Source organism: Streptomyces sp. HSS9-12, assembly GCF_054963655.1.
Genome location: NZ_JBUEGC010000045.1, coordinates 37,353 through 58,879 on the forward strand (window position 1 = coordinate 37,353; position 21,527 = coordinate 58,879).

A 21,527-nucleotide genomic window follows, 5' to 3' on the forward strand; every position below is an offset into this window, starting at 1 on the left:
ATGGGCTCACGCGCCCTGGTTTCGTACATACGGGCGACGACACCGTACACGCGGGGGCGGTGGGATTGGTTCCGGGGTCTCCCGAGGATCCGGCGAGACGTCAGCGCTTCGGTCAGGCCGCGGCCGCCTCCGGCTCGCCGACGAAGGTGCGCCACAGCTGGGCGTAGCGCCCGTCGGCCGCGAGGAGTTCGCTGTGCGTGCCGTCCTCGACGACGCGGCCGCGGTCCAGGACCACCACCCGGTCCGCACGGGCCGCGGTCGTCAGCCGGTGGGCGACAACCAGCGTGGTGCGCTTCCCGGCCAGACGGTCGGTGGCCTGGTTGACCAGGGCCTCCGTCGCCAGGTCAAGGCTGGCGGTGGCCTCGTCGAGCAGCAGGACATCGGGGTCGACGAGTTCCGCGCGGGCGAGGGCGATCAACTGCCGCTGCCCGGCTGAGAGGTTGCGTCCGCGCTCGGCGACCGGGTGGAGGTAGCCGCCGTCGAGGGAGGCGATCATCTCGTGGGCGCCGACCGCCCGCGCCGCAGCCTCCACCTCGGCATCGGTGGCACCGGGGCGGCCGTACGCGATCGCGTCACGCACCGTCCCGGGGAAGAGGTACGACTCCTGCGGTACGACACCGAGCCGGCGCCGGTAGCCGGTGAGATCCAGCTCGCGCAGGTCCGTACCGTCGACGAGGACCGCGCCGGAGGACGGGTCGTAGAACCGGGCGACGAGCTTGACGAGCGTCGACTTGCCCGCGCCGGTCTCACCGACGAAGGCGACCGTCTGCCCGGCCGGGATCCGCAGGCTGACCCCGGACAGGGCCTCCTCGCCCTCGGTCCCGTAGCGGAAGTGCACATCGTCGAAGACCAACTCGCCGCGCAGCGACCGCACCTGGCGCGGCCGGTCCGGGACCGCCGTGGTGGTCGGCTCGCGCAGCAGCTCCTGGATGCGCCTGAGCGACACCGTCGCCTGCTGGTAGCCGTCGAAGACCTGGGACAGCTGCTGGATGGGGGCGAAGAACAGGTCGATGTAGAGCAGGTACGCCACCAGGGCGCCCGCCGTCAGCGTGCCGGCGCTCACCCGTCCCGCGCCGACGATCAGCACCAGAGCGGCGGCGACGGAGGACAGCAGCTGGACGAAGGGGAAGTAGACGGAGATCAGCCACTGGCCGTGCACCCGGGCCTGCCGGTAGCCGTCGCTGCGGGCGGTGAAGCGCTCGATGGAGCCGCGCTCGCGGCGGAAGGCCTGCAGGATGCGCAGCCCGGCGACGCTCTCCTGCAGATCGGCGTTGACCACGCTGACGCGCTCACGGGCGAGTTCGTACGCCTTGACGCTCTGGCGGCGGAAGAACACCGTGCCGATCGCCAGGAGCGGCAACGTCGCGAAGACCACCATGGCCAGTTGGACATCGAGGGCCAACAGGGCGACGAGAATGCCGAGGAAGGTGAGGACGGAGACGACGGCGGTGACCAGTCCCGTCTGCAGGAACGTGGACATCGCGTCCAGATCGGTCGTCATCCGGGTCATGATCCGGCCGGTCAGCTCACGCTCGTAGTAGTCCAGGCCGAGCCGCTGGAGCTGCGCGAAGATCTTGACGCGGAGGGCGTAGAGAATGCGCTCCCCGGTGCGGCCGGTCATCTGGGTCTCCCCGAACTGCGCGGCCCACTGGGCGAGTACGACCCCCAGGCCGAGCGCGGACGCGGCCCAGACCGCGCCGAGCGCGAGCCGCCGCACGCCGTCGTCGATGCCGTGCCGGATCAGGATGGGCAGCAGCAGGCCCGCGATCGCGTCGACGGCGACCAGCAGCAGGCTGATCAGCAGGGGTGTGCGGAAGCCGCGGAGCAACTGGCGGAGCCCGTAGTCCCGTTCGGGGCGGGCGGCCTGTTCCTCGTCGACGTCGGGGGTGTCGGTGGCGGGCGGCAGCGCGGCGACCTTCGCCAGCAGCTCGGGCGTGGCCGGCATCCCGGCCAGGGCGGTGGCCATTCCGGGCGGCCCGGCGGGTGCGCCTGCGGCGGGCTGCGGAGCCCCCGCAGCGCCCGCACCGATCCGGTCCGCCGCCGGACGGCCTGCGGCACCGTCCGTGCGCCGCCACAGCTCCGGGGTGATGCCGTCGACGACACGGCGCTTGGCGCTGACGGGCTCGGACTCCATCTCGGCCTCGACCTCTATGTCGACGTCGAGGCGCAGCTCGGGATCCGCGAGACCGGTCGCCGCCGCCTCGCCGCCGAAGCCGCCGGCCGGTGCCGCGCGGCCGGCCGGGTCGCGTTCGACGTTGCCCAGCTCGTCCGGGTCGGTCAGCAGCCTGCGGTACAGCGCACAGCGCTTCTCCAGCTCCTCATGCGTACCCACATCCGCCAGCCGCCCGCCGTCGAGGACGGCGATGCGGTCGGCGAGGGAGAGCGTGGAGCGGCGGTTGGCGATCAGCAGAGTCGTCCGGCCCGCCATCACGCTGCGCAGCGCCTCGTGGATCTCGTGCTCGACCCGTACGTCCACGGCCGAGGTGGCGTCGTCCAGGAGCAGCAGGCGCGGGTCGGTGAGGATCGCGCGGGCGAGGGCGATGCGCTGACGCTGGCCGCCGGAGAGGGTGAGCCCCTGTTCGCCGACCTTGGTGTCGTAGCCGTCGGGCAGCGCGGAGATGAAGCCGTCGGCCTGGGCAATGCGTGCGGCGGCCCGGATCTGCTCGTCGGTCGCCTCCGGCAGCCCGTAGGCGATGTTGGCGCGCACGGTGTCGGAGAAGAGGAAGCTGTTCTCCGGTACGAGCCCGATGGCGGCGCGCAGCGACTGGAGGGTCAGGTCCCGGACATCGTGCCCGCCGACCCGTATGGCGCCGCCCGTGACGTCGTAGAAGCGGGGCAGCAGCAGGGAGATCGTGGACTTGCCGCTGCCGGAGGCGCCGACGACGGCGACGGTCTCGCCGGGGCTGAGGCTCAGCGAGAGCTCGGAGAGGACGGGACGCTCGGGGTCGTAGCCGAAGGTGACCCGGTCGAATTCGACCGTGGCGGGTGCGTCAGCGGGCAGCTCGTGGGCGTCCGGCCGCTCCTCGATCACCGGCTCGGTGTCGATCAGCTCCAGCACGCGCTCGACGCCGGCCCGAGCCTGCTGGCCGACGGTGAGGACCATGGTGAGCATGCGGACCGGGCCGACGAGCTGCGCCAGGTAGGTGGAGAAGGCGACGAAGGTGCCGAGGGTGATCTGGCCGCGGGTGGCCATCCAGCCGCCGAGCGCGAGCATCGCGACCTGGCCGAGCGCGGGCACGGCCTGCAGCGCGGGCGTATAGCGGGCGTTCAGGCGTACGGTCCGCAACCGACCGGCGAACAGCTTGCGGCTGACCTCCCGCAGTTTCCCGGTCTCCTGCTCCTCCTGCCCGAAGCCCTTGACGACGCGGACTCCGGTGACGGCGCCGTCCACGACGCCCGCGACGGCCGCGGCCTGGCCCTGGGCGTACCAGGTGGCGGGGAACAGACGGGTGCGGCTGCGCTGGGCCAGCCACCACAGGGCGGGGGCGACGGCCAGCGCCACGACGGTCAGCAGCGGCGACAGCCAGGCCATCACGGCCAGCGAGATCACGAAGAGCAGCACATTGCCGATCATCATCGGCAGCATGAACAGCAGGCTCTGGATGAGCTGGAGGTCGCTGGTGGCGCGGCCGACGACCTGGCCGGTGGACAGCTCGTCCTGCCGCCGGCCGTCCAGCCGGGCCAGCGACTGGTACATCTCGGTGCGCAGGTCGTGCTGGACGTCGAGGGCGACCCGGCCGCCGTAGAAGCGGCGTATGTAGGTGAGGGCGTAGACGGCGACCGCGGTGCCGATCAGCAGGGCCGCCCAGGGGCCCATGGGACGGGTGTGCGCGACGACGACGTCGTCGATGATCAGCTTGGTGACCAGCGGGACGAGGGCCATCAGGGCCATCCCGGCGAGCGAGGACCCCAGGGCCAGCAGGACGTGGCGGCGGTAGCGCCAGGCGTATCCGGTCAGCCGCCTCGCCCAGCCGGCCTGCCGCTGCCCAGCGTCCTGTTCTCCTGCCGTCCCGTCGACCACCGGTCTTTCCCTCCGTCGTCTGCGACTCTCCTGGCGCTGTGGGAGCCCACAACGCCAGGATGCAGAACACCGGCGGTGCCCGGTTTTGTTTCAGTAGTACGTACGCAATATGTCTCGGGGTGGGGTGCGACCCCAGACCTACATAGCCGCCGGCAGGGGGAGTCGGCCCCATTTCACCACCCGCACTGCCGCCTGAGCCGGTGCGTCGGCTCTCGGCCAACGGCGAGACGTCCGCCCTCACGCGAGCATCAGGGATCGCATTGGATCATCAACGCCCCCTGTTTTACGGCCGCAGTCAGCAGGACGGCGAAGGATCAGCCCTCGGCGTTCTCGCCGCGGGCGGCGGCGATCTGGCGGGACATGATCGTCGTCAGCTCGTACGCCGTGTGGGAGGCGGCCACACTGGTGATCTCGGCGTGGTCGTAGGCCGGCGCGACCTCGACGAGGTCGGCGGAGACCAGGTTGCAGGAGGCCAGGCCGCGCAGGATCTCCAGCAGCTCGCGGGAGGTGATGCCGCCGGCCTCCGGCGTGCCGGTACCGGGCGCGTGCGCCGGGTCCAGGACGTCGATGTCGATGGAGATGTACAGCGGGCGGTCGCCGATGCGCTGGCGGAGCTGGTCGGCCACCTCGTCCACGCCGCGCCGCATGACGTCGGCGGAGGTGACGATGCCGAAGCCCATCTTCGCGTCGTCGTCCAGGTCCTGCTTGCCGTAGAGCGGGCCGCGGGTGCCGACGTGGGAGAGCGCTGAGGTGTCGAGGATGCCCTCCTCGACCGCGCGGCGGAACGGCGTGCCGTGGGTGTACTCGGCGCCGAAGTAGGTGTCCCAGGTGTCCAGGTGGGCGTCGAAGTGCAGCAGGGCGACCGGGCCGTGCTTCTTCGCCACCGACCGGAGCAGCGGCAGCGCGATGGTGTGGTCGCCTCCGAGGGTCATCATGCGGGCGCCGGTGCCGAGCAGGTCGTCGGCCGCGGCCTCGATCGTCTCGACGGCCTCGTTGATGTTGAACGGGTTCGCGGCGATGTCACCGGCGTCGGCGACCTGCGCGAGGGCGAAGGGGGAGGCGTCCTGCGCCGGGTTGTAGGGGCGCAGCAGGCGGGAGGCCTCGCGGATGGCGTTGCCGCCGAAGCGGGCGCCGGGCCGGTAGGAGACACCCGTGTCGAAGGGCACGCCCACGACCGCGACATCGGCGGTTCCGACCTCGTCCATCCTGGGCAGCCGCGCGAAGGTCGCGGGTCCGGCGTAGCGCGGGATCCGGGAAGAGTCGATGGGGCCACGGGGTGCTGTGCTCATGCGCCTGCTGCCTCTCGGCGGTGAGGGTCATCTGCGGTACGGGACCGAGGGTAGGCAGGGCTGCGGATTCCGCACATGTACGTTTCCGAGGAGCCGAAGTCGCTATTTGGACATCGCGTCCATCGAGCGCATGTACGCGTCACAATGGCCGCATGCCGACAGCCAGCCCTGCCCCCAGCCGAGCCGAACTCATCGAGCATCTCGTCCGTACCCGGGTCGCCGGCGAGGTCGCCACGCCCCGGGAGAACAACCTGCTGCACTACCGCAGACTCGCCAACGGAGACCGCCACTACTGGTTCGGTCTGGAGCTGGGCGACCGGTGGACGGACGAGCAGGACGTGCTGGCCGTGATGTCGGAGCGCTGTGGCGTCGTCGACGACCCTGAGCACCGTACCGGCCAGGACACCATCGATCCGGAGCTGACGGTCGGCGCCCTGGACCGGGCGGGGGCGGTGCTGCGCAAGGCGGCCGCGGACCGCAAGCGGGTGCTGTTCGCGACCGGGCACCCGGGCGGCCTGCTGGAGGTGCACGCGCGCGTGGCGGCCGCGTTGCGGGCCGAGGGGTGCGAGATCGTGGTCATCCCGTCGGGGCTGCGTACGGAGGAGGGGTACGTCTTCCAGTTCTGCGGCGTGGCGATGCTGGAGCGCGGTGCGACGCTGTGGCACACCCACTCCCCCGATCCGATGGCCGCGATCCTGGACCGGCTTGCCGAGGAGGGGCGGCCGCTGCCGGAGCTGGTGGTCGCCGACCACGGCTGGGCGGGGTGCGCGGGGCAGCGCGGCATCGACGCGGTGGGCTTCGCGGACTGCAACGACCCGGCGCTGTTTCTGGGCGAGGCGGAGGGCACGATCTCCGTCACCGTCCCGCTCGACGATCATGTGCTGGACCCGCGCTACTACGACCCGCTGACGGCGTACCTGCTGGCGGCCGCCGGGCTCACGCCGTAAGCGTGAGGGCTCGCCCTGAGCCCCACTCTCACGAAGCCGAGGGTGCCCCGGCGCGCGCAGCGCCAGGTGCGCCCCCTCAGTCGCGCGGGCGCGGTACCCGCACAACCCCCTCCTGGATGACGGAGACGGCGAGCCGCCCGTCGGCCGTCCAGATCCGGGCCTGGCCCAGCCCCCGCCCACCCGAGACGGACGGGCTCTGCTGGTCGTAGAGCAGCCACTCGTCGGCCCTGAAGGGCCGGTGGAACCACATCGCGTGGTCCAGGCTCGCTCCCACGACGTCCCCGACGGCCCAGCCGCCCCGCCCATGGGCGAGGAGCACCGAGTCGAGCAGCGTCATGTCGGAGACGTACGTGGCCAGGCAGACGTGCAGCAGCGGCTGGTCGATGGCGCCGTCCAGTTTGCCGTTGGTCCGGAACCAAACCTGTGACCTGGGTTCGCGCCGCTGCCCGGCGGTGGCGTACGGCGGCTCCTCGACGTACCGCAGATCAACCGCCGCCCGGGCCTCGAGCAGGCGGTCGACCACCGAGGGGTCCCAGAAGCGGTCCGCGTAGCGGGGCAGGATCTCGGCGCCCGTCGGCAGCGTCCAGGGGTCGGGCGCGGCCGGCATGGACTCCTGGTGCTCCAGCCCCTCCTCGTACACCTGGAAGGACGCGGACAGGTGGAAGATCGGCTGCCCGTGCTGGACGGCGACGACCCGCCGGGTGGTGAAGGACCGCCCGTCCCGGATCCGGTCGACGGTGTAGACGATCGGGGCCCCCGGGTCGCCGGGGCGCAGGAAGTACGCGTGCAGCGAGTGGGCCGCACGGTCCTGTGGGACGGTACGGCCCGCGGCGACAAGCGCCTGGGCGGCGACCTGGCCGCCGAAGACGCGGGGCACGACGGAGGCGTGGCTGTGGCCACGGAAGATGTTCTCCTCGATCCGCTCGAGGTCGAGCAGATCGAGGAGACCTTGCAATGAGCTCATGACGCGGATGTCCTGAGTGCCGCTTCTCCCTACAGCCCCATCGACTTGGCGATGATCATCTTCATGACCTCGCTGGTGCCGCCGTAGATGCGGTTGACGCGGTTGTCGGCGTACAGACGCGCGATCGGGTACTCGTTCATATAGCCGTAGCCGCCGTGCAGCTGCAGGCACTTGTCGATGACGCGGTGCGCGACCTCGGTGCAGAACAGCTTGGCGGAGGCGGCCTCGGCGGCGGACAGCTCACCGGCGTCGAAGGCCTCCATCGCGCGGTCGACGACGGCCTCGGCGGCGTCCACCTCGGCCTTGCAGGCGGCCAGTTCGAACTTGGTGTTCTGGAAGGCGGCGACCGGCTTTCCGAAGACGGTGCGCTCCTGGACGTACTGCTGGGCGAACCGGACCGCGGCCGCGGCCTGGGCGTAGGCGCCCACCGCGATGCCCAGCCGCTCCGACGGCAGGTTCTGGCCCAGGTAGTAGAAGCCCTTGTTCTCCTCGCCCAGCAGGTCCTCGACCGGCACCTTGACGTCGGTGAAGGAGAGCTCGGCGGTGTCGGAGGTCTTCAGACCCAGCTTGTCCAGCTTGCGGCCGACCGCGTACCCCTCGGACTTGGTGTCCACTACCAGGAGGGATATGCCGTAGCGGCGGTCCTCGGCGGACGGCGGGGCGGTACGGGCGCAGACGATCACGCGGTCGGCGTGGACGCCCCCGGTGATGAAGGTCTTCGCTCCGTTGAGGATGTAGTGCGTGCCGTCCTCGGACAGCTTGGCGGTGGTCTTCATGCCCGCCAGGTCGGAGCCGGTACCCGGCTCGGTCATGGCGATGGCGTACATGGTCCTGCCGCTGACGAAGTCGGGCAGCCAGCGCTTCTTCTGCTCCTCGGTGGCGAATGCCTTCAGGTACGGCAGGCACAGACCGACGTGGACGCCGCTGCCGCCGAAGGAGACACCGGCGCGGGCGCACTCCTCGGTGAGGACCGCCTGGAACTTGAACGACTCCTCGCCGGCGCCGCCGTACTCCTCCGGCACCTCGATGCCGAAGATGCCCAGCTCACCGAGCTTGTAGTAGAAGTCGCGGGGCGCCTGGCCGGCCGCGTACCACTCGTCGTAGACGGGGACGACCTCAGCCTCGATGAAGGCGCGGATGGTCTCCCGGAACGCCTCGTGGTCCTCGTTGTACACCGTTCGACGCACCGCGCGCCTCCTTGTGCTGGGGCGTGAGCCTCATGTCTAAGCGCTTGCTCAGCAAAAGCTACCCGCGAGTCAGGTCACCTGTCCAGAGGGTCCCGGTCACAACGTCAGCGGCTGCCGGCGACCGGCGCTCGCCCGGGCGACAGTAGGCGCAGGTCAACGGCGGTCAGCGGGCGGACAGGGCGTCGAACGCGCCATGCGCCAGGCGGCGCAGCAGATCGGCGGTCGCGGCCCGGCTCGGCAGCGCCCCCGGCCGCCCCAGGTGCGGGGTGGAGTTGAGCAGGCCGAAGACGGCATGCACGGCGGCCCGGACGTCGGCCTCGGGCACATCCGGATGCAGCCGGCGCACGACATCCACCCACAGCTCGACGTACTGCCGCTGCAGCTGGCGCACCAGCTTGCGGTCGCTGTCCCGGAGGCGGTCCAGCTCACGGTCGTGCAGAGTGATGAGCGAACGGTCGTCGAGAGCGAAGTCGATGTGGCCCTCGATGAGCGAGTCGAGTGCGGCGGCGGGGTCGAAGCCGTCGGCACCATTGGCCGCGGTGGCCTCGGCGATCCGGCGCTTGCCGCCGGCCAGCAGCCGGCCGCTGATACCGACGAGCAGTTCGGCGAGCATGGCGTCCTTGCCGGCGAAGTGGCGGTAGAGGCCGGGGCCGCTGATGCCCACCGCGGCACCTATCTCGTCCACACCGACGCCGTGGAAGCCGCGCTCGGCGAAGAGGCGCGCGGCCTCTTTGAGGATCTGCTCGCGGCGAGTCGGGGCCGCGGTCCTGGCGGCAGCGTTGGTGCTCATGAGGATTCATTCTAGACAGCCGGGTTAGCGCTCGTTAACCTGAAGGAAAGCGTTAACGCTCATTAACCGGGCAAGGGGGCTCGAGGAATGCAGCAGGCACCAGTGCTGAGCAGCGCCGCCGATCCGGCGTCCGATGCCTGGCGGGCCAATGTCACGGCGCATCGCGAGCTCGCAGCGACCCTGCGAGAGAAGCTGGCGACGGCGCGGCTGGGCGGTGGCGAGAAGGCGCGCGCCCGGCATACGGCGCGCGGCAAACTGCTTCCGCGCGACCGGATCGACGCCCTCCTTGACCCCGGATCGCCCTTCCTGGAGCTGGCGCCTCTGGCGGCGGACGGGATGTACGGGGGGCAGGCCCCGGCGGCCGGAGTGATCGCCGGCATCGGCCGGGTCTCGGGCCGCGAGGTGGTGGTCGTCGCCAACGACGCCACGGTCAAGGGCGGCACGTACTACCCGATGACGGTGAAGAAGCACCTCAGGGCCCAGGAGGTGGCCCTGGAGAACCGGCTGCCGTGCGTGTATCTGGTGGACTCCGGCGGCGCCTTCCTGCCGATGCAGGACGAGGTCTTCCCCGACCGCGAGCACTTCGGGCGGATCTTCTACAACCAGGCGCGGATGTCCGGCGCGGGCATTCCGCAGATCGCGGCCGTGCTCGGCTCCTGCACGGCGGGCGGGGCGTACGTCCCGGCCATGAGCGACGAGGCCGTGATCGTCCGCGGGCAGGGCACGATCTTTCTCGGCGGGCCGCCGCTGGTGAAGGCGGCGACGGGCGAGGTGGTGACGGCCGAGGAACTGGGCGGCGGCGAGGTGCACTCGCGGACGTCCGGAGTCACCGACCATCTCGCGGAGGACGACGCCCACGCGCTGCGGATCGTCCGGACGATCGTCTCCACGCTGCCGGAGCGCGGGCCGCTGCCATGGCATGTGGAGCCGGTGGAGGAGCCCAAGGCCGACCCCGAGGGGCTGTACGGCGCGGTTCCGGTGGACTCCCGCACGCCGTACGACGTGCGCGAGGTGATCGTGCGGCTGGTGGACGGCTCCCGGTTCGCCGAGTTCAAGTCCGAGTTCGGCACCACCCTGGTCACCGGCTTCGCCCGGATCCACGGCCACCCGGTCGGCATCGTCGCCAACAACGGCATCCTCTTCTCCGAATCCGCCCAGAAGGGCGCCCACTTCATCGAGCTGTGCGATCAGCGGGGCATCCCGCTGCTGTTCCTCCAGAACATCTCCGGCTTCATGGTCGGGCGCAGTTACGAGGCGGGCGGCATCGCCAAGCACGGCGCGAAGATGGTGACGGCCGTGGCCTGCACGCGGGTGCCGAAGCTGACCGTCGTCGTCGGCGGCTCCTACGGCGCCGGCAACTACTCGATGTGCGGCCGCGCCTATTCGCCGCGCTTCCTGTGGATGTGGCCGAACGCCAAGATCTCGGTCATGGGCGGTGAGCAGGCCGCCTCGGTGCTCGCGACCGTCAAGCGGGACCAGTTGGAGGCCCAGGGCGAACAGTGGAGCGCGGAGGACGAGGAGGCCTTCCGGGCCCCGGTCCGCGAGCAGTACGAACGCCAGGGCAACGCCTATTACGCGACCGCTCGGCTGTGGGACGACGGCGTGATCGACCCGCTGGAGACCCGGACCGTGCTGGGTCTCGCGCTGACCGCGTGCGCCAACGCACCACTGCCCGACAAGGACCCGGCCGCGCCCGGCTACGGCGTCTTCCGGATGTGAGGGGGATATCCGAGATGTTCGATGCTGTTCTGGTCGCCAACCGGGGCGAGATCGCCGTACGGGTCATCCGTACGCTGCGCCGGCTGGGCGTGCGTTCGGTCGCCGTGTACAGCGACGCGGACGCGGACGCCCGGCACGTGCACGAGGCTGACACGGCCGTGCGCATCGGCCCGGCGGCGGCCTCCGAGAGCTATCTGTCCATCGACCGGCTGCTGTCGGCCGCCCGGCGGACCGGCGCCACGGCGGTACACCCCGGCTACGGATTCCTCGCCGAGAACGCGGCCTTCGCCCGGGCCTGCTCCGATGCCGGGCTCGTCTTCATCGGCCCGCCCGCGCAGGCCATCGAGCTGATGGGCGACAAGATCCGCGCCAAGGAGACGGTACGGGCAGCGGGAGTGCCCGTGGTCCCGGGCTCGGCGGGCAGCGGTCTGGACGACGCCGCACTCATGGACGCGGCGCGCGAGATCGGGGTGCCGGTGCTCCTCAAGCCCTCGGCGGGCGGCGGGGGCAAGGGCATGCGGCTCGTACGGGCCGAGTCGGCACTGGCGGAGGAGATCGCCGCGGCGCGGCGTGAGGCGCGCGGCTCCTTCGGCGACGACACCCTGCTCGTGGAGCGCTGGATCGACCGCCCCCGGCACATCGAGATCCAGATCATGGCGGACCGCCACGGCAATGTCGTCCACCTCGGCGAGCGCGAGTGCTCGCTGCAGCGGCGCCACCAGAAGATCATCGAGGAGGCGCCCTCCCCGCTGCTCGACGAGACCACGCGTGAGGCGATGGGCGAGGCGGCGGTGCAGGCCGCGCGTTCATGCGGCTACACGGGCGCGGGCACGGTGGAGTTCATCGTCCCGGGCGACGACCCGTCGGCCTACTACTTCATGGAGATGAACACCCGGCTGCAGGTCGAGCACCCGGTGACGGAACTGATCACGGGCCTGGATCTGGTCGAGTGGCAGCTGCGGGTCGCCGCCGGCGAGCAACTCGCATACAAGCAGTCCGACATCACCCTGACCGGGCACGCTGTGGAGGCCCGGATCTGCGCCGAGACCGCCCGGGTGACGGGCGACCGGGTGGACTTCCTGCCGTCGGCGGGCACCGTGCACGCCCTGTACGAGCCGGAGGGCCACGGGGTGCGGGTGGACTCCGGGCTCTCGGCAGGTACGGAGGTCGGCACCGCATACGACCCGATGCTCGCCAAGGTCATCGCCCACGGTCCGGACCGGGCCACGGCGCTGCGGCTGCTGAGCACGGCCCTGGCCGGGACCGCCGTCCTCGGCGTCGAGACGAACACCGGTTTTCTGCGCCGGCTGATCAACCACCCGGCGGTCGCCGCGGGGGACTTGGACACCGGCCTGGTCGACCGCGAGGCGCGGACGCTTGTCCTGGCCGACGTGCCTGACGAGGTGTACGGGGCCGCCGCACTGCTGCGCCAGGCCGAGCTGCGCTCCGCGTCGAGCGCGATCGCGCCTGGAGCAGCACAGTCCGGCGCAGCCGGCGGGGGCTGGACCGATCCCTTCTCCGTGCCGAGCGGGTGGCGGCTCGGCGGCGAGCCCGCCTGGACCGTGCACCATCTGCGGGTGCCCGGGCACGAGCCGGTGGCCGTACGGGTACGGGGCAGCGCTGTGGACGGCGCCGCGGTGCGCATAGGCGATGCCGAGCCGGTGCGCGCGCGGCTCGTGGCGGCGGGTGCCGCCGCGGACGAGGCAGCCGCGGCGGCACCCGCCCGGGTGCTGCTGGAGTGGGACGGTGTCACCCACGCCTTCACCACCCCGCCCGGCGCGGAGGGCACCTGGCTGGCGCATGACGGCGACAGCTGGCATGTGCAGGACTACGACCCTGTGGAGGCCACCCTTCGGGGCGCCGCCGGGGCGCACGGCGTGGACGCGCTGACCGCGCCCATGCCCGGCACGGTCACCGTCGTCAAAGCCGCCGTGGGCGATGAGGTGGCAGCCGGCCAGAGCCTGCTGGTCGTCGAGGCGATGAAGATGGAGCACGTCATCTCCGCCCCGCACGCCGGCACCGTCACCGAAATCGATGTGACCCCCGGCAGCACGGTCGCCATGGACCAGGTGCTGGCCGTGGTCACGCCGTTCGAGGCCCCGCTCGAGGAGGGCGCGTGATGATCGACGAACTGCCCATGCGGGTGCCCGCGGCCGGGCTTCCGGCCCGGGTCCGTATCCACGAGGTCGGTGCCCGGGACGGCCTGCAGAACGAGCCGGCGGTTGTCCCGGTCGAGGTGAAGGCCGAGTTCGTCCGGCGCCTCGCCGACGCTGGGCTGACGACGATCGAGGCGACGAGCTTCGTGCACCCCAAGTGGGTGCCCCAACTCGCCGACGCCGAGCAGCTGATGCCCATGCTGGACGGCCTGAGCGGACCGGACGGCCAGGCCGTACGGCTTCCGGTGCTGGTGCCCAACGAGCGCGGCCTGGAGCGGGCCCTGGCGCTGGGTGTCCGGGAGGTCGCCGTGTTCGCCAGTGCCACGGAGTCCTTCGCCAAGGCCAATCTCAACCGCACGGTGGACGAGTCGCTCGCCATGTTCGCGCCCGTTGTCTCCAGGGCCGCCGAGCAGGGCGTCCGCGTGCGCGGCTATCTGTCCATGTGCTTCGGCGACCCCTGGGAGGGGCCGGTCCCCGTCACCCAGGTCGTGTCCGTGTGCCGGCGCCTGCTGGACCTGGGCTGCGACGAGCTGAGCCTGGGCGACACCATCGGCGTCGCCACCCCTGGGCACGTACTGGAGCTGCTGACCTCCCTCAACCAGCACAGCGTCCCCACCGGCAGCCTCGCCGTGCACTTCCACGACACCTACGGCCAAGCCCTGTCCAACACCCTCGCCGCGCTCCAGCACGGCGTCACCACCGTCGACGCCTCCGCCGGCGGCCTCGGCGGCTGCCCGTACGCCAAGAGCGCCACCGGAAACCTCGCCACCGAAGACCTCGTGTGGATGCTCCACGGCCTCGGTATCGAAACCGGGGTCGACCTCGGCCGACTCACCGCCACCAGCGTGTGGATGGCCGACCGGCTGGGCCGTCCCAGCCCCTCCCGCACCGTCCGTGCCCTCTCCCACAAGGAGCGCTAGCCATGTCGCTCGACCACCGACTCTCCCCCGAGCACGAGGAACTCCGCCGCACAGTCGAGGAGTTCGCACACAAGGTCGTCGCACCCAAGATCGGGGAGTTCTACGAGAACCACGAGTTCCCCTACGAGATCGTGCGCGACATGGGCCGGATGGGCCTGTTCGGCCTGCCGTTCCCCGAGGAGTACGGCGGGATGGGCGGGGACTATCTGGCACTCGGCCTGGCCCTGGAGGAACTGGCCCGCGTGGACTCCTCGGTGGCGATCACCCTCGAGGCCGGGGTGTCGCTCGGCGCGATGCCGATCTTCCGCTTCGGCACCGAGGAGCAGAAGCAGCAGTGGCTGCCGCGGCTGTGTTCCGGGGAAATGCTCGGCGCCTTCGGCCTGACGGAACCCGAGTGCGGCTCGGACGCGGGCGGCACCCGCACGACCGCAGTCCTTGACGAGAACACGAACGAATGGGTGATCAACGGCACCAAGTGCTTCATCACCAACTCCGGCACGGACATCACCGGTCTGGTGACCGTCACGGCTGTCACCGGCCGGAAGCCGGACGGCCGCCCGGAGATCTCCTCGATCATCGTCCCGTCCGGGACTCCCGGATTCACCGTCGCCGCCCCGTACTCCAAGGTCGGCTGGAACGCCTCGGACACCCGTGAACTGTCCTTCACCGACTGCCGGGTTCCCGCGGCGAACCTGCTCGGCGAAAAGGGCCGCGGGTACGCCCAGTTCCTGCGGATACTGGACGAGGGCCGGATCGCGATCTCGGCGCTGGCCACCGGGCTCGCCCAGGGCTGCGTCGACGAGTCGCTGTCGTACGCGCAGACCCGCCAGGCGTTCGGCAGGCCGATCGGTGCCAACCAGGCGATCCAGTTCAAGCTGGCGGACATGGAGATGCGCGCCCACACCGCCCGTCTGGCGTGGCGCGACGCCGCGTCCCGCCTGGTGCGCGGCGAGCCGTTCAAGAAGGAGGCGGCGCTCGCAAAGCTGTACTCGTCGGAGATCGCGGTGACCAATGCGCGTGAGGCCACCCAGATCCACGGCGGCTACGGCTTTATGAACGAGTATCCGGTGGCCCGTATGTGGCGGGACTCCAAGATCCTCGAGATCGGCGAGGGCACCAGCGAGGTCCAGCGCATGCTGATCGCCCGCGAACTCGGCCTCGCGGGCTGACGCGGTCGCGCCACCCGCCGCTGGACAAGGAAAAAACCCGCCGACTCCTGCGATCTCGGGGTCGCTGCCCGATATCGGGCAGGATTCTTGCAAAACCAGCCCCCCAACCCTCAATATCGACGGGTGCTCGAGCGCCCCACCTCCCACGACGACCTCGTCGACCACCTGGTCCGCAGCACGCCGCTGCAGCGCGGCGAAGCTGCCAGGGTGGTTCTGGACGTGCTGGCGTACTTCGACGAGACGACCGAGGAGTTCGTCCGCCGCCGTCACCGCGAGCTGCAGTCCCGAGGGCTGACGAACGCGGAGATCTTCGAGCGGATCGCGGCCGAGCTGCCGCACCGCGCCGTGGCGCCGCCGGAACTCTCGCAGCGGCAGCTGCGCCGCATCGTCTACGGCTGAGCGAGCCCGGAAAGTACCCGAACCAGGGAGGGACCTCTATGTGCGGGATCGTTGGATATATCGGTAAACGAGATGTGGCTCCGCTGCTGCTGGAGGGCCTCCAGCGCCTGGAGTACCGCGGTTACGACTCCGCCGGTCTCGCCATCAGCGGCAAGAGCGGCGGCCTGAAGACCGTCAAGGCCAAGGGCCGCGTCCGTGAGCTCGAGAGCAAGCTCCCCAAGCGCTTCGCCGGCACCACCGGTATCGCCCACACCCGCTGGGCCACCCACGGCGCACCGAACGACACCAACGCGCACCCGCACCTGGACGCCGACGGCAAGGTCGCCATCGTCCACAACGGCATCATCGACAACGCCGCCGAGCTGCGCGCCAAGCTGACCGCCGACGGCGTGGAGCTCGCCTCCGAGACCGACTCCGAGGTGCTCGCCCATCTGATCGGCCGCTCGCAGGCCGAGACCCTGGAGGAGAAGGTCCGCCAGGCGCTGCGCCTGGTCGAGGGCACGTACGGCATCGCCGTGCTGCACGCCGGCTTCCCGGACCGGATCGTCGCCGCCCGCAACGGCTCCCCCGTGGTGCTGGGCATCGGCGAGCGCGAGATGTTCGTCTCCTCCGACGTCGCCGCCCTCGTCAGCCACACCCGCCAGGTCGTCACCCTCGACGACGGCGAGATGGCCACCCTCAAGGCCGACGACTACCGCACGTACACCACCGAGGGCAGCCGTACCTCGGCCGCGCCGACCACTGTGGAGTGGGAGGCCGAGTCATACGACATGGGCGGCCACGACACGTACATGCACAAGGAGATCAGCGAGCAGCCGGACGCTGTGGACCGGGTGCTGCGCGGGCGGATCGACGACCGCTTCTCCACCGTCCGCCTCGGCGGGCTGAACCTCGACGCCCGCGAGGCACGCGGCGTGCGCCGGGTGAAGATCCTCGGCTGCGGCACTTCGTACCACGCCGGCCTGATCGGCGCGCAGCTGATCGAGGAGCTGGCCCGTATTCCGGCCGACGCGGAGCCGGCGTCCGAGTTCCGCTATCGCAACCCGGTGGTGGACCCCGACACCCTTTACGTCGCGGTCTCCCAGTCCGGCGAGACCTACGACGCCCTCGCCGCCGTGCAGGAGCTCAAGCGCAAGGGCGCCCGCGTGCTGGGCGTGGTGAACGTGGTCGGTTCGGCGATCGCCCGCGAGACCGACGGCGGCGTGTACGTGCACGCGGGCCCCGAGGTCTGCGTCGTCTCCACCAAGTGCTTCACCAACACGGTGGTGGCCTTCGCGCTGCTGGCCCTGCACCTCGGCCGGATCCGGGACCTCTCGGTCGCCGACGGCAAGCGGCTCATCGCCGGTCTGCGCAAGCTGCCGGAGCAGATCTCCGAGATCCTGGCTCTGGAGCCGGAGATCAAGAAGCTGGCGGACGAGTACGCGAACGCCACGTCGATGATGTTCATCGGCCGGGTCCGCGGCTACCCGGTGGCCCTCGAAGCCTCCCTGAAGCTCAAGGAGATCAGCTACATCCACGCCGAGGCATATCCGGCCTCGGAGTTGAAGCACGGCCCGCTCGCGCTGATCGAGCCCGCGCTGCCGACGGTCGCGATAGTGCCGGACGACGACCTGCTGGAGAAGAACCGCGCCGCGCTGGAGGAGATCAAGGCCCGCAGCGGCCAGATCCTCGCGGTCGCCCACCAGGAGCAGGAGAAGGCCGATCACACCATCGTGGTGCCGAAGAACGAGGTCGAGCTGGACCCGATCCTGATGGGCATTCCGCTGCAACTCCTCGCCTACCACACGGCCTTGGCCCTCGGCCGGGACATCGACAAGCCCCGAAACCTGGCCAAGTCGGTCACCGTGGAGTAACCCGGCTGGACTCCAGCACCCACCCCTCGCCGCCCGCAGGGCCCGGGTCGGCCGCTGCCGCGTCGAGCAGCTGGTAGCGGTCGATCGCCTGCTTCAGCGCCGAGCGGTCGATCTTGCCCTCCTTGGCCAGCTCCGTGGCTTGGAACTCCAGTACCCACCACTGGAACTCCAGCAACCCTCAATCGAGCAACCCCTACGGCGGGCCACCACCTCCGCGAGAGCGGCTGGGGGCAGCTCCCAGCGGTAGTCCCCCTGGGCCTGACGGCCCGGGAGGTGCCTCCAGGGGGAGGTTCAGCCGCACAAGGGCCCCCCGCGCTGGCCACCGGCGCGCGGGGGACCGCCTCCCCCTGGCGCCGGCATCGCCCAACACACCTGCCAGGAGGGCCGCCTGCCCAGGGACCCGTCACCCCCCGAGCGGCAGCACGATTGCGGCACGGTGTCCCGTATCTACCCGGCGGGGCAGCGCCATGCACGCGTTACGCATGGGTAGATCTATCGACTTCAGGGCTGCCGGGAGTACATTCCGCTTCCTCGCGGCGGAGTTGAGCTAAGGGATCACGACAACGGGACGCTGCGCGCGCCGCGCGAGCCGCCCCGCGACGGAGCCGAAGATCCGGCCCACGATGCCGTGCGTGGAGCCGACCACGATCGCGTCGGCCGCGTACTCCCGGCCGACCTCCTCCAGCTCATGGCAGATGTCCCCGCCCCGCTCGACAAGGATCCAGGGCACCTCGCTGAGGTGGTCCGCACAGGCCAGCTCCAAGCCGAGCACCTCGGTGCGGTGATCGGGCACATCCACGAACACCGGCGGCTCACAGCCCGCCCAGACAGTGGTCGGCAGCCGGTTGGCCACATGCACGATGATCAAGCCGGATCCGGACCGCCGCGCCATGCCGATGGCGTAGGCGAGGGCGCGTTCGCTCGATGTCGAGCCGTCGAAACCGACGACCACGCCGTGCTGGAACGCCGGATCACAAGGGTGGCGCGCCTGCTCCTCCGCCTCGAGGTGCGCCATCTGATCGGCGACCCGCTTGCGGTCCGCTGGTTCGTGGAATTCGTGACGGGCCATCGGTGTCTCGGCGAAGGATGTCCTCTTGGGAGGGAACGACGGTTGCGGGACGGGCTCGCAGCGGGTGCTGCACATCACGGGACGCGACCCCGGACCCCCGGGTGTGTCCGGGAATCATCTTCCCAAGCCCTTACCCACAAGGGTACGGCGACACTCCCCGCCTGCCCAGAGCCCGCCCCGGCGTTCGGGGGCGGCCACCGTGACAGCCGCTCGCGCGGCTTCCGGGGAGCATGCCGGAGCCGCGCCCGTAGCGCAATGCCCCCTCGCACGCCCAGCGGTGGAAAGCCATACGGAGGCCTGGGTTCCCTGGTGACAGGGTCACCCCGTCACCACTCCGTTGAGTGACCCCACCGCCCCGTTGAGCGACATCACCCGCAGGCGCGCCGACGGCGACAACCAGCGCGCCCAGTCGGGCCTACGGACCTGGAGCCGGACAGCGGCGGACAGGACATACGCCAGGAGAACGACCGGCTCGTACAACTGAGCCCGACCTTTTTCGGCCAACTTCCAGTCGCGTTACAACCGTTGACGGTGGCTGCTTCCGCGCCCTTCGGGCCTGCGGGGAAAGGACCGTAGGGGGCTCGGGCACCCTACGAGGACGGGGCTGGGACGGTGAGGCGCACTTCCCAGCGAAGCTGTCGAGTGCGACGCTTCGTGATCGAATGCTTCACGCCAAGTTGTCATGTCGACATACGGGTGGGTGGTGAACTTGTCACGCCAACCTCATACGACACAGTAGATTCGATCTTGGCCATTCACGGCGGGGGACTTGTGCAGGACCGAGGGGAAACGTGCAGGACCGAGAGGACGCGACCACCGAGGGGGGCTTAGATCCATGAGCCAGGACTCCACGACCGTACCGGAGGCCGCGCGGAAACTTTCCGGGCGACGTCGCCGGGAGATCGTCGCAGTGCTGCTCTTCAGCGGCGGGCCCATCTTCGAAAGCTCCATCCCACTTTCCGTGTTCGGCATCGACCGCCAGGACGCGGGCGTCCCGCGCTACCGGCTGCTGGTGTGTGCCGGCGAGGACGCGCCGCTGCGCACCACCGGGGGACTCGAACTGACGGCGCCGTACGGGCTGGAGGCGCTGTCACGGGCGGGCACGGTCGTCGTACCGGCATGGCGGTCGATAACCGCGCCGCCACCGGAGGAGGCCCTGGACGCGCTGCGCCGGGCACACGAGGAGGGCGCCCGGATCGTCGGGCTGTGCACCGGCGCCTTCGTGCTGGCGGCAGCCGGGCTGCTGGACAGCCGGCCCGCGACCACCCACTGGATGTACGCGCCGACGCTCGCCAAACGCTATCCGTCCGTCCATGTCGACCCGCGCGAGCTGTTCGTGGACGACGGCGACGTGCTCACCTCCGCCGGGACCGCCGCCGGCATCGATCTGTGTCTGCATATCGTGCGCACCGATCACGGCGCGGAGGCGGCCGGAGCCCTGGCCCGCCGGCTGGTCGTACCGCCGCGCCGCGGCGGGGGACAGGAGCGATATCTGGACAGGTCTTTACCAGAGGAGATCGGCGCGGATCCGCTGGCTGAGGTTGTCGCCTGGGCGCTTGAGCATCTGCATGAGCAGTTCGACGTGGAGACCCTGGCCGCCCGCGCCTATATGAGCCGCCGCACCTTCGACCGGCGGTTCCGGTCGCTCACGGGGAGCGCTCCCCTGCAGTGGCTGATCACCCAGCGCGTGCTCCAGGCCCAGCGGCTTCTGGAGACCTCGGACTACTCGGTGGACGAGGTCGCCGGGCGCTGTGGCTTCCGCTCGCCGGTCGCGCTGCGCGGGCACTTCCGGCGGCAGCTGGGGTCCTCCCCCGCGGCGTACCGGGCGGCGTACCGGGCCCGGCGGCCGCAGAGCGGTGCGGGCGACCGTCCGGAGCGGGCGGACCGTCTCGACCGGCCGGAGATCGCCGAGCAGCGGCAGGCCCCGGAGCAGGCGGGCGGGTCCGGACCGCTGCGCCGGTCCGGGATGGGCGGCGGCCTGTCCGGGGCGCCTGAGCCGGGCAAGCCGGAGTCTGACGCCTACGCCCCCAGGCTGCCTGGGCGGCCGCAGCTGCCCGGTCAGCGGGACCGCCCCGTAGGGTGAGACATATGAACGATCGCATGGTGTGGATCGACTGCGAGATGACCGGTCTCTCGCTGGCCGATGACGCGCTCATCGAGGTGGCCGCGCTGGTCACCGACTCGGAGCTGAACGTACTCGGCGAGGGCGTGGATGTCGTGATCCGCCCGCCGGAAGAGGCGCTCGCCAACATGCCCGAGGTGGTGCGCGAGATGCACACCGCCTCCGGCCTGCTGGCCGAGCTGGACGGCGGTACGACGCTGGCGGACGCGGAGCAGCAGGTCCTGACCTACATCCGGAAGCATGTGCCGGAGAAGGGCAGGGCGCCGCTGTGCGGGAACTCCGTCAGCACCGACCGGGGCTTCCTGCTGCGTGACATGCCGACGCTGGAGGACCACCTCCACTACCGGATCGTTGATGTGTCGTCCGTGAAGGAGCTGGCCCGGCGCTGGTACCCGCGGGCGTACTTCAACAGCCCCGAGAAGAACGGCAACCACCGCGCGCTCGCGGACATCCGGGAGAGCATCGCTGAGCTGCGCTACTACCGGGAGGCGGTCTTCGTGCCGCCGCCCGGACCGGACTCCGACACCGCCAAGGCGATCGCGGCGAGGCACGTACTCCCGGCGGAGCGGTGAACTCGCTCCCGGCGCTCCGCGGGCCCGCGCGGACGGTCTGCGACCCGTATGTGATACGGCCGCGACCGTACGCGACCCGCGACAGGCCGGGAGCGAGCATCCCGCCGGACCCTGTACACTTTTCTCGGCCGGTGCGGAAAGCGCCGGTCGCGGTGGGTATAGCTCAGCTGGTAGAGCACCTGGTTGTGGTCCAGGATGTCGCGGGTTCGAGTCCCGTTACTCACCCTGAGTGAGCGAAGGCCCCGCCTGTGGAGACAGGCGGGGCCTTCGCTTTTGCTCCGAGCCGCGGCAGCGGAAAAGGCGCGCGCCCCGGCTGGATGGGGGGCGAAAGCCGGCCGGGGCGCGCTAGG

16 protein-coding genes and 1 tRNA gene are annotated in these 21,527 nt (G+C 70.9%); 10 read left to right on the forward strand and 7 right to left on the reverse strand.

Going from position 1 to position 21,527, the window contains the following annotated elements; genetic code table 11:
- Window positions 1–112: 112 nt before the first annotated feature.
- Together ACY34J_RS22175 and speB are read right to left on the reverse strand one after the other, a co-directional pair.
- Entirely contained in the window at window positions 113–4,021 is a 3,909-nt protein-coding gene (locus ACY34J_RS22175) for an ABC transporter ATP-binding protein (RefSeq protein WP_462728270.1), read from the reverse strand.
- Between the two features lie 314 nt (window positions 4,022–4,335).
- On the reverse strand, window positions 4,336–5,310 hold the full coding sequence (gene speB, locus ACY34J_RS22180) for an agmatinase (RefSeq protein ID WP_462728271.1): 975 nt from the start codon (window positions 5,308–5,310) through the stop codon (window positions 4,336–4,338).
- 152 nt (window positions 5,311–5,462) lie between these two features.
- On the opposite strand from speB, the gene ACY34J_RS22185 reads away from it, so the two are divergent.
- Window positions 5,463–6,257: a phosphatase gene (locus tag ACY34J_RS22185; protein ID WP_462728272.1), complete on the forward strand. Its 795-nt coding sequence runs from the start codon at window positions 5,463–5,465 to the stop codon at window positions 6,255–6,257.
- A 76-nt stretch (window positions 6,258–6,333) separates the two neighbouring features.
- Here ACY34J_RS22185 and ACY34J_RS22190 read toward each other — a convergent pair whose 3' ends face one another.
- From ACY34J_RS22190 to ACY34J_RS22200, 3 genes are all read right to left on the reverse strand, one after another.
- The gene (locus ACY34J_RS22190; RefSeq protein ID WP_462728273.1) at window positions 6,334–7,221 is read right to left on the reverse strand and encodes an acyl-CoA thioesterase; all 888 of its coding nucleotides are present in this window, start codon (window positions 7,219–7,221) and stop codon (window positions 6,334–6,336) included.
- A 29-nt stretch (window positions 7,222–7,250) separates the two neighbouring features.
- Window positions 7,251–8,408 (reverse strand): acyl-CoA dehydrogenase family protein, encoded by a 1,158-nt coding sequence (locus ACY34J_RS22195; RefSeq protein WP_462728274.1) that lies wholly within the window; start codon window positions 8,406–8,408, stop codon window positions 7,251–7,253.
- A gap of 163 nt (window positions 8,409–8,571) precedes the next feature.
- Window positions 8,572–9,198 carry an SACE_7040 family transcriptional regulator gene (locus ACY34J_RS22200; RefSeq protein ID WP_462728275.1) on the reverse strand — a complete coding sequence of 209 codons (627 nt, stop codon included), beginning with the start codon at window positions 9,196–9,198 and terminating at the stop codon, window positions 8,572–8,574.
- Between the two features lie 87 nt (window positions 9,199–9,285).
- On the opposite strand from ACY34J_RS22200, the gene ACY34J_RS22205 reads away from it, so the two are divergent.
- From ACY34J_RS22205 to glmS, 6 genes are all read left to right on the forward strand, one after another.
- The gene (locus ACY34J_RS22205) at window positions 9,286–10,917 is read left to right on the forward strand and encodes a carboxyl transferase domain-containing protein (protein WP_462728276.1); all 1,632 of its coding nucleotides are present in this window, start codon (window positions 9,286–9,288) and stop codon (window positions 10,915–10,917) included.
- Between the two features lie 14 nt (window positions 10,918–10,931).
- Window positions 10,932–13,037, forward strand: a complete 2,106-nt coding sequence (locus ACY34J_RS22210) for an acetyl/propionyl/methylcrotonyl-CoA carboxylase subunit alpha (RefSeq protein WP_462728277.1) — start codon at window positions 10,932–10,934, stop codon at window positions 13,035–13,037.
- Window positions 13,037–13,993 carry a hydroxymethylglutaryl-CoA lyase gene (locus ACY34J_RS22215; protein WP_462728278.1) on the forward strand — a complete coding sequence of 319 codons (957 nt, stop codon included), beginning with the start codon at window positions 13,037–13,039 and terminating at the stop codon, window positions 13,991–13,993. The genes ACY34J_RS22210 and ACY34J_RS22215 overlap by 1 nt, the downstream gene beginning before the upstream one ends.
- Window positions 13,994–13,995: 2 nt before the next feature.
- Window positions 13,996–15,162, forward strand: coding sequence for an acyl-CoA dehydrogenase family protein (locus tag ACY34J_RS22220; RefSeq protein WP_462728279.1), 1,167 nt, complete (start codon window positions 13,996–13,998; stop codon window positions 15,160–15,162).
- A 123-nt stretch (window positions 15,163–15,285) separates the two neighbouring features.
- A complete protein-coding gene (locus tag ACY34J_RS22225) occupies window positions 15,286–15,561 on the forward strand; it encodes a hypothetical protein (RefSeq protein ID WP_462728280.1) in 276 nt (91 codons plus the stop codon).
- A gap of 38 nt (window positions 15,562–15,599) precedes the next feature.
- Window positions 15,600–17,414, forward strand: coding sequence for a glutamine--fructose-6-phosphate transaminase (isomerizing) (gene glmS / locus ACY34J_RS22230; RefSeq protein WP_462728281.1), 1,815 nt, complete (start codon window positions 15,600–15,602; stop codon window positions 17,412–17,414).
- Here glmS and ACY34J_RS22235 read toward each other — a convergent pair.
- Both ACY34J_RS22235 and ACY34J_RS22240 read right to left on the reverse strand, forming a co-directional pair.
- A complete protein-coding gene (locus tag ACY34J_RS22235; RefSeq protein ID WP_462728286.1) occupies window positions 17,401–17,589 on the reverse strand; it encodes a hypothetical protein in 189 nt (62 codons plus the stop codon). The genes glmS and ACY34J_RS22235 overlap by 14 nt on opposite strands.
- Before the next feature lie 372 nt (window positions 17,590–17,961).
- Entirely contained in the window at window positions 17,962–18,483 is a 522-nt protein-coding gene (locus ACY34J_RS22240) for a universal stress protein (protein WP_462728282.1), read from the reverse strand.
- Between the two features lie 835 nt (window positions 18,484–19,318).
- On the opposite strand from ACY34J_RS22240, the gene ACY34J_RS22245 reads away from it, so the two are divergent.
- The 3 genes from ACY34J_RS22245 to ACY34J_RS22255 all read left to right on the forward strand — a co-directional run bounded on the left by ACY34J_RS22245 (window position 19,319) and on the right by ACY34J_RS22255 (window position 21,402).
- Complete coding sequence (locus tag ACY34J_RS22245) at window positions 19,319–20,566, forward strand: helix-turn-helix domain-containing protein (protein WP_462728283.1); 1,248 nt, start codon at window positions 19,319–19,321, stop codon at window positions 20,564–20,566.
- 5 nt (window positions 20,567–20,571) lie between these two features.
- Window positions 20,572–21,177, forward strand: a complete 606-nt coding sequence (orn, locus tag ACY34J_RS22250) for an oligoribonuclease (RefSeq protein ID WP_462728284.1) — start codon at window positions 20,572–20,574, stop codon at window positions 21,175–21,177.
- Between the two features lie 152 nt (window positions 21,178–21,329).
- Window positions 21,330–21,402 (forward strand) — tRNA-His (locus ACY34J_RS22255).
- Window positions 21,403–21,527: the final 125 nt, after the last annotated feature.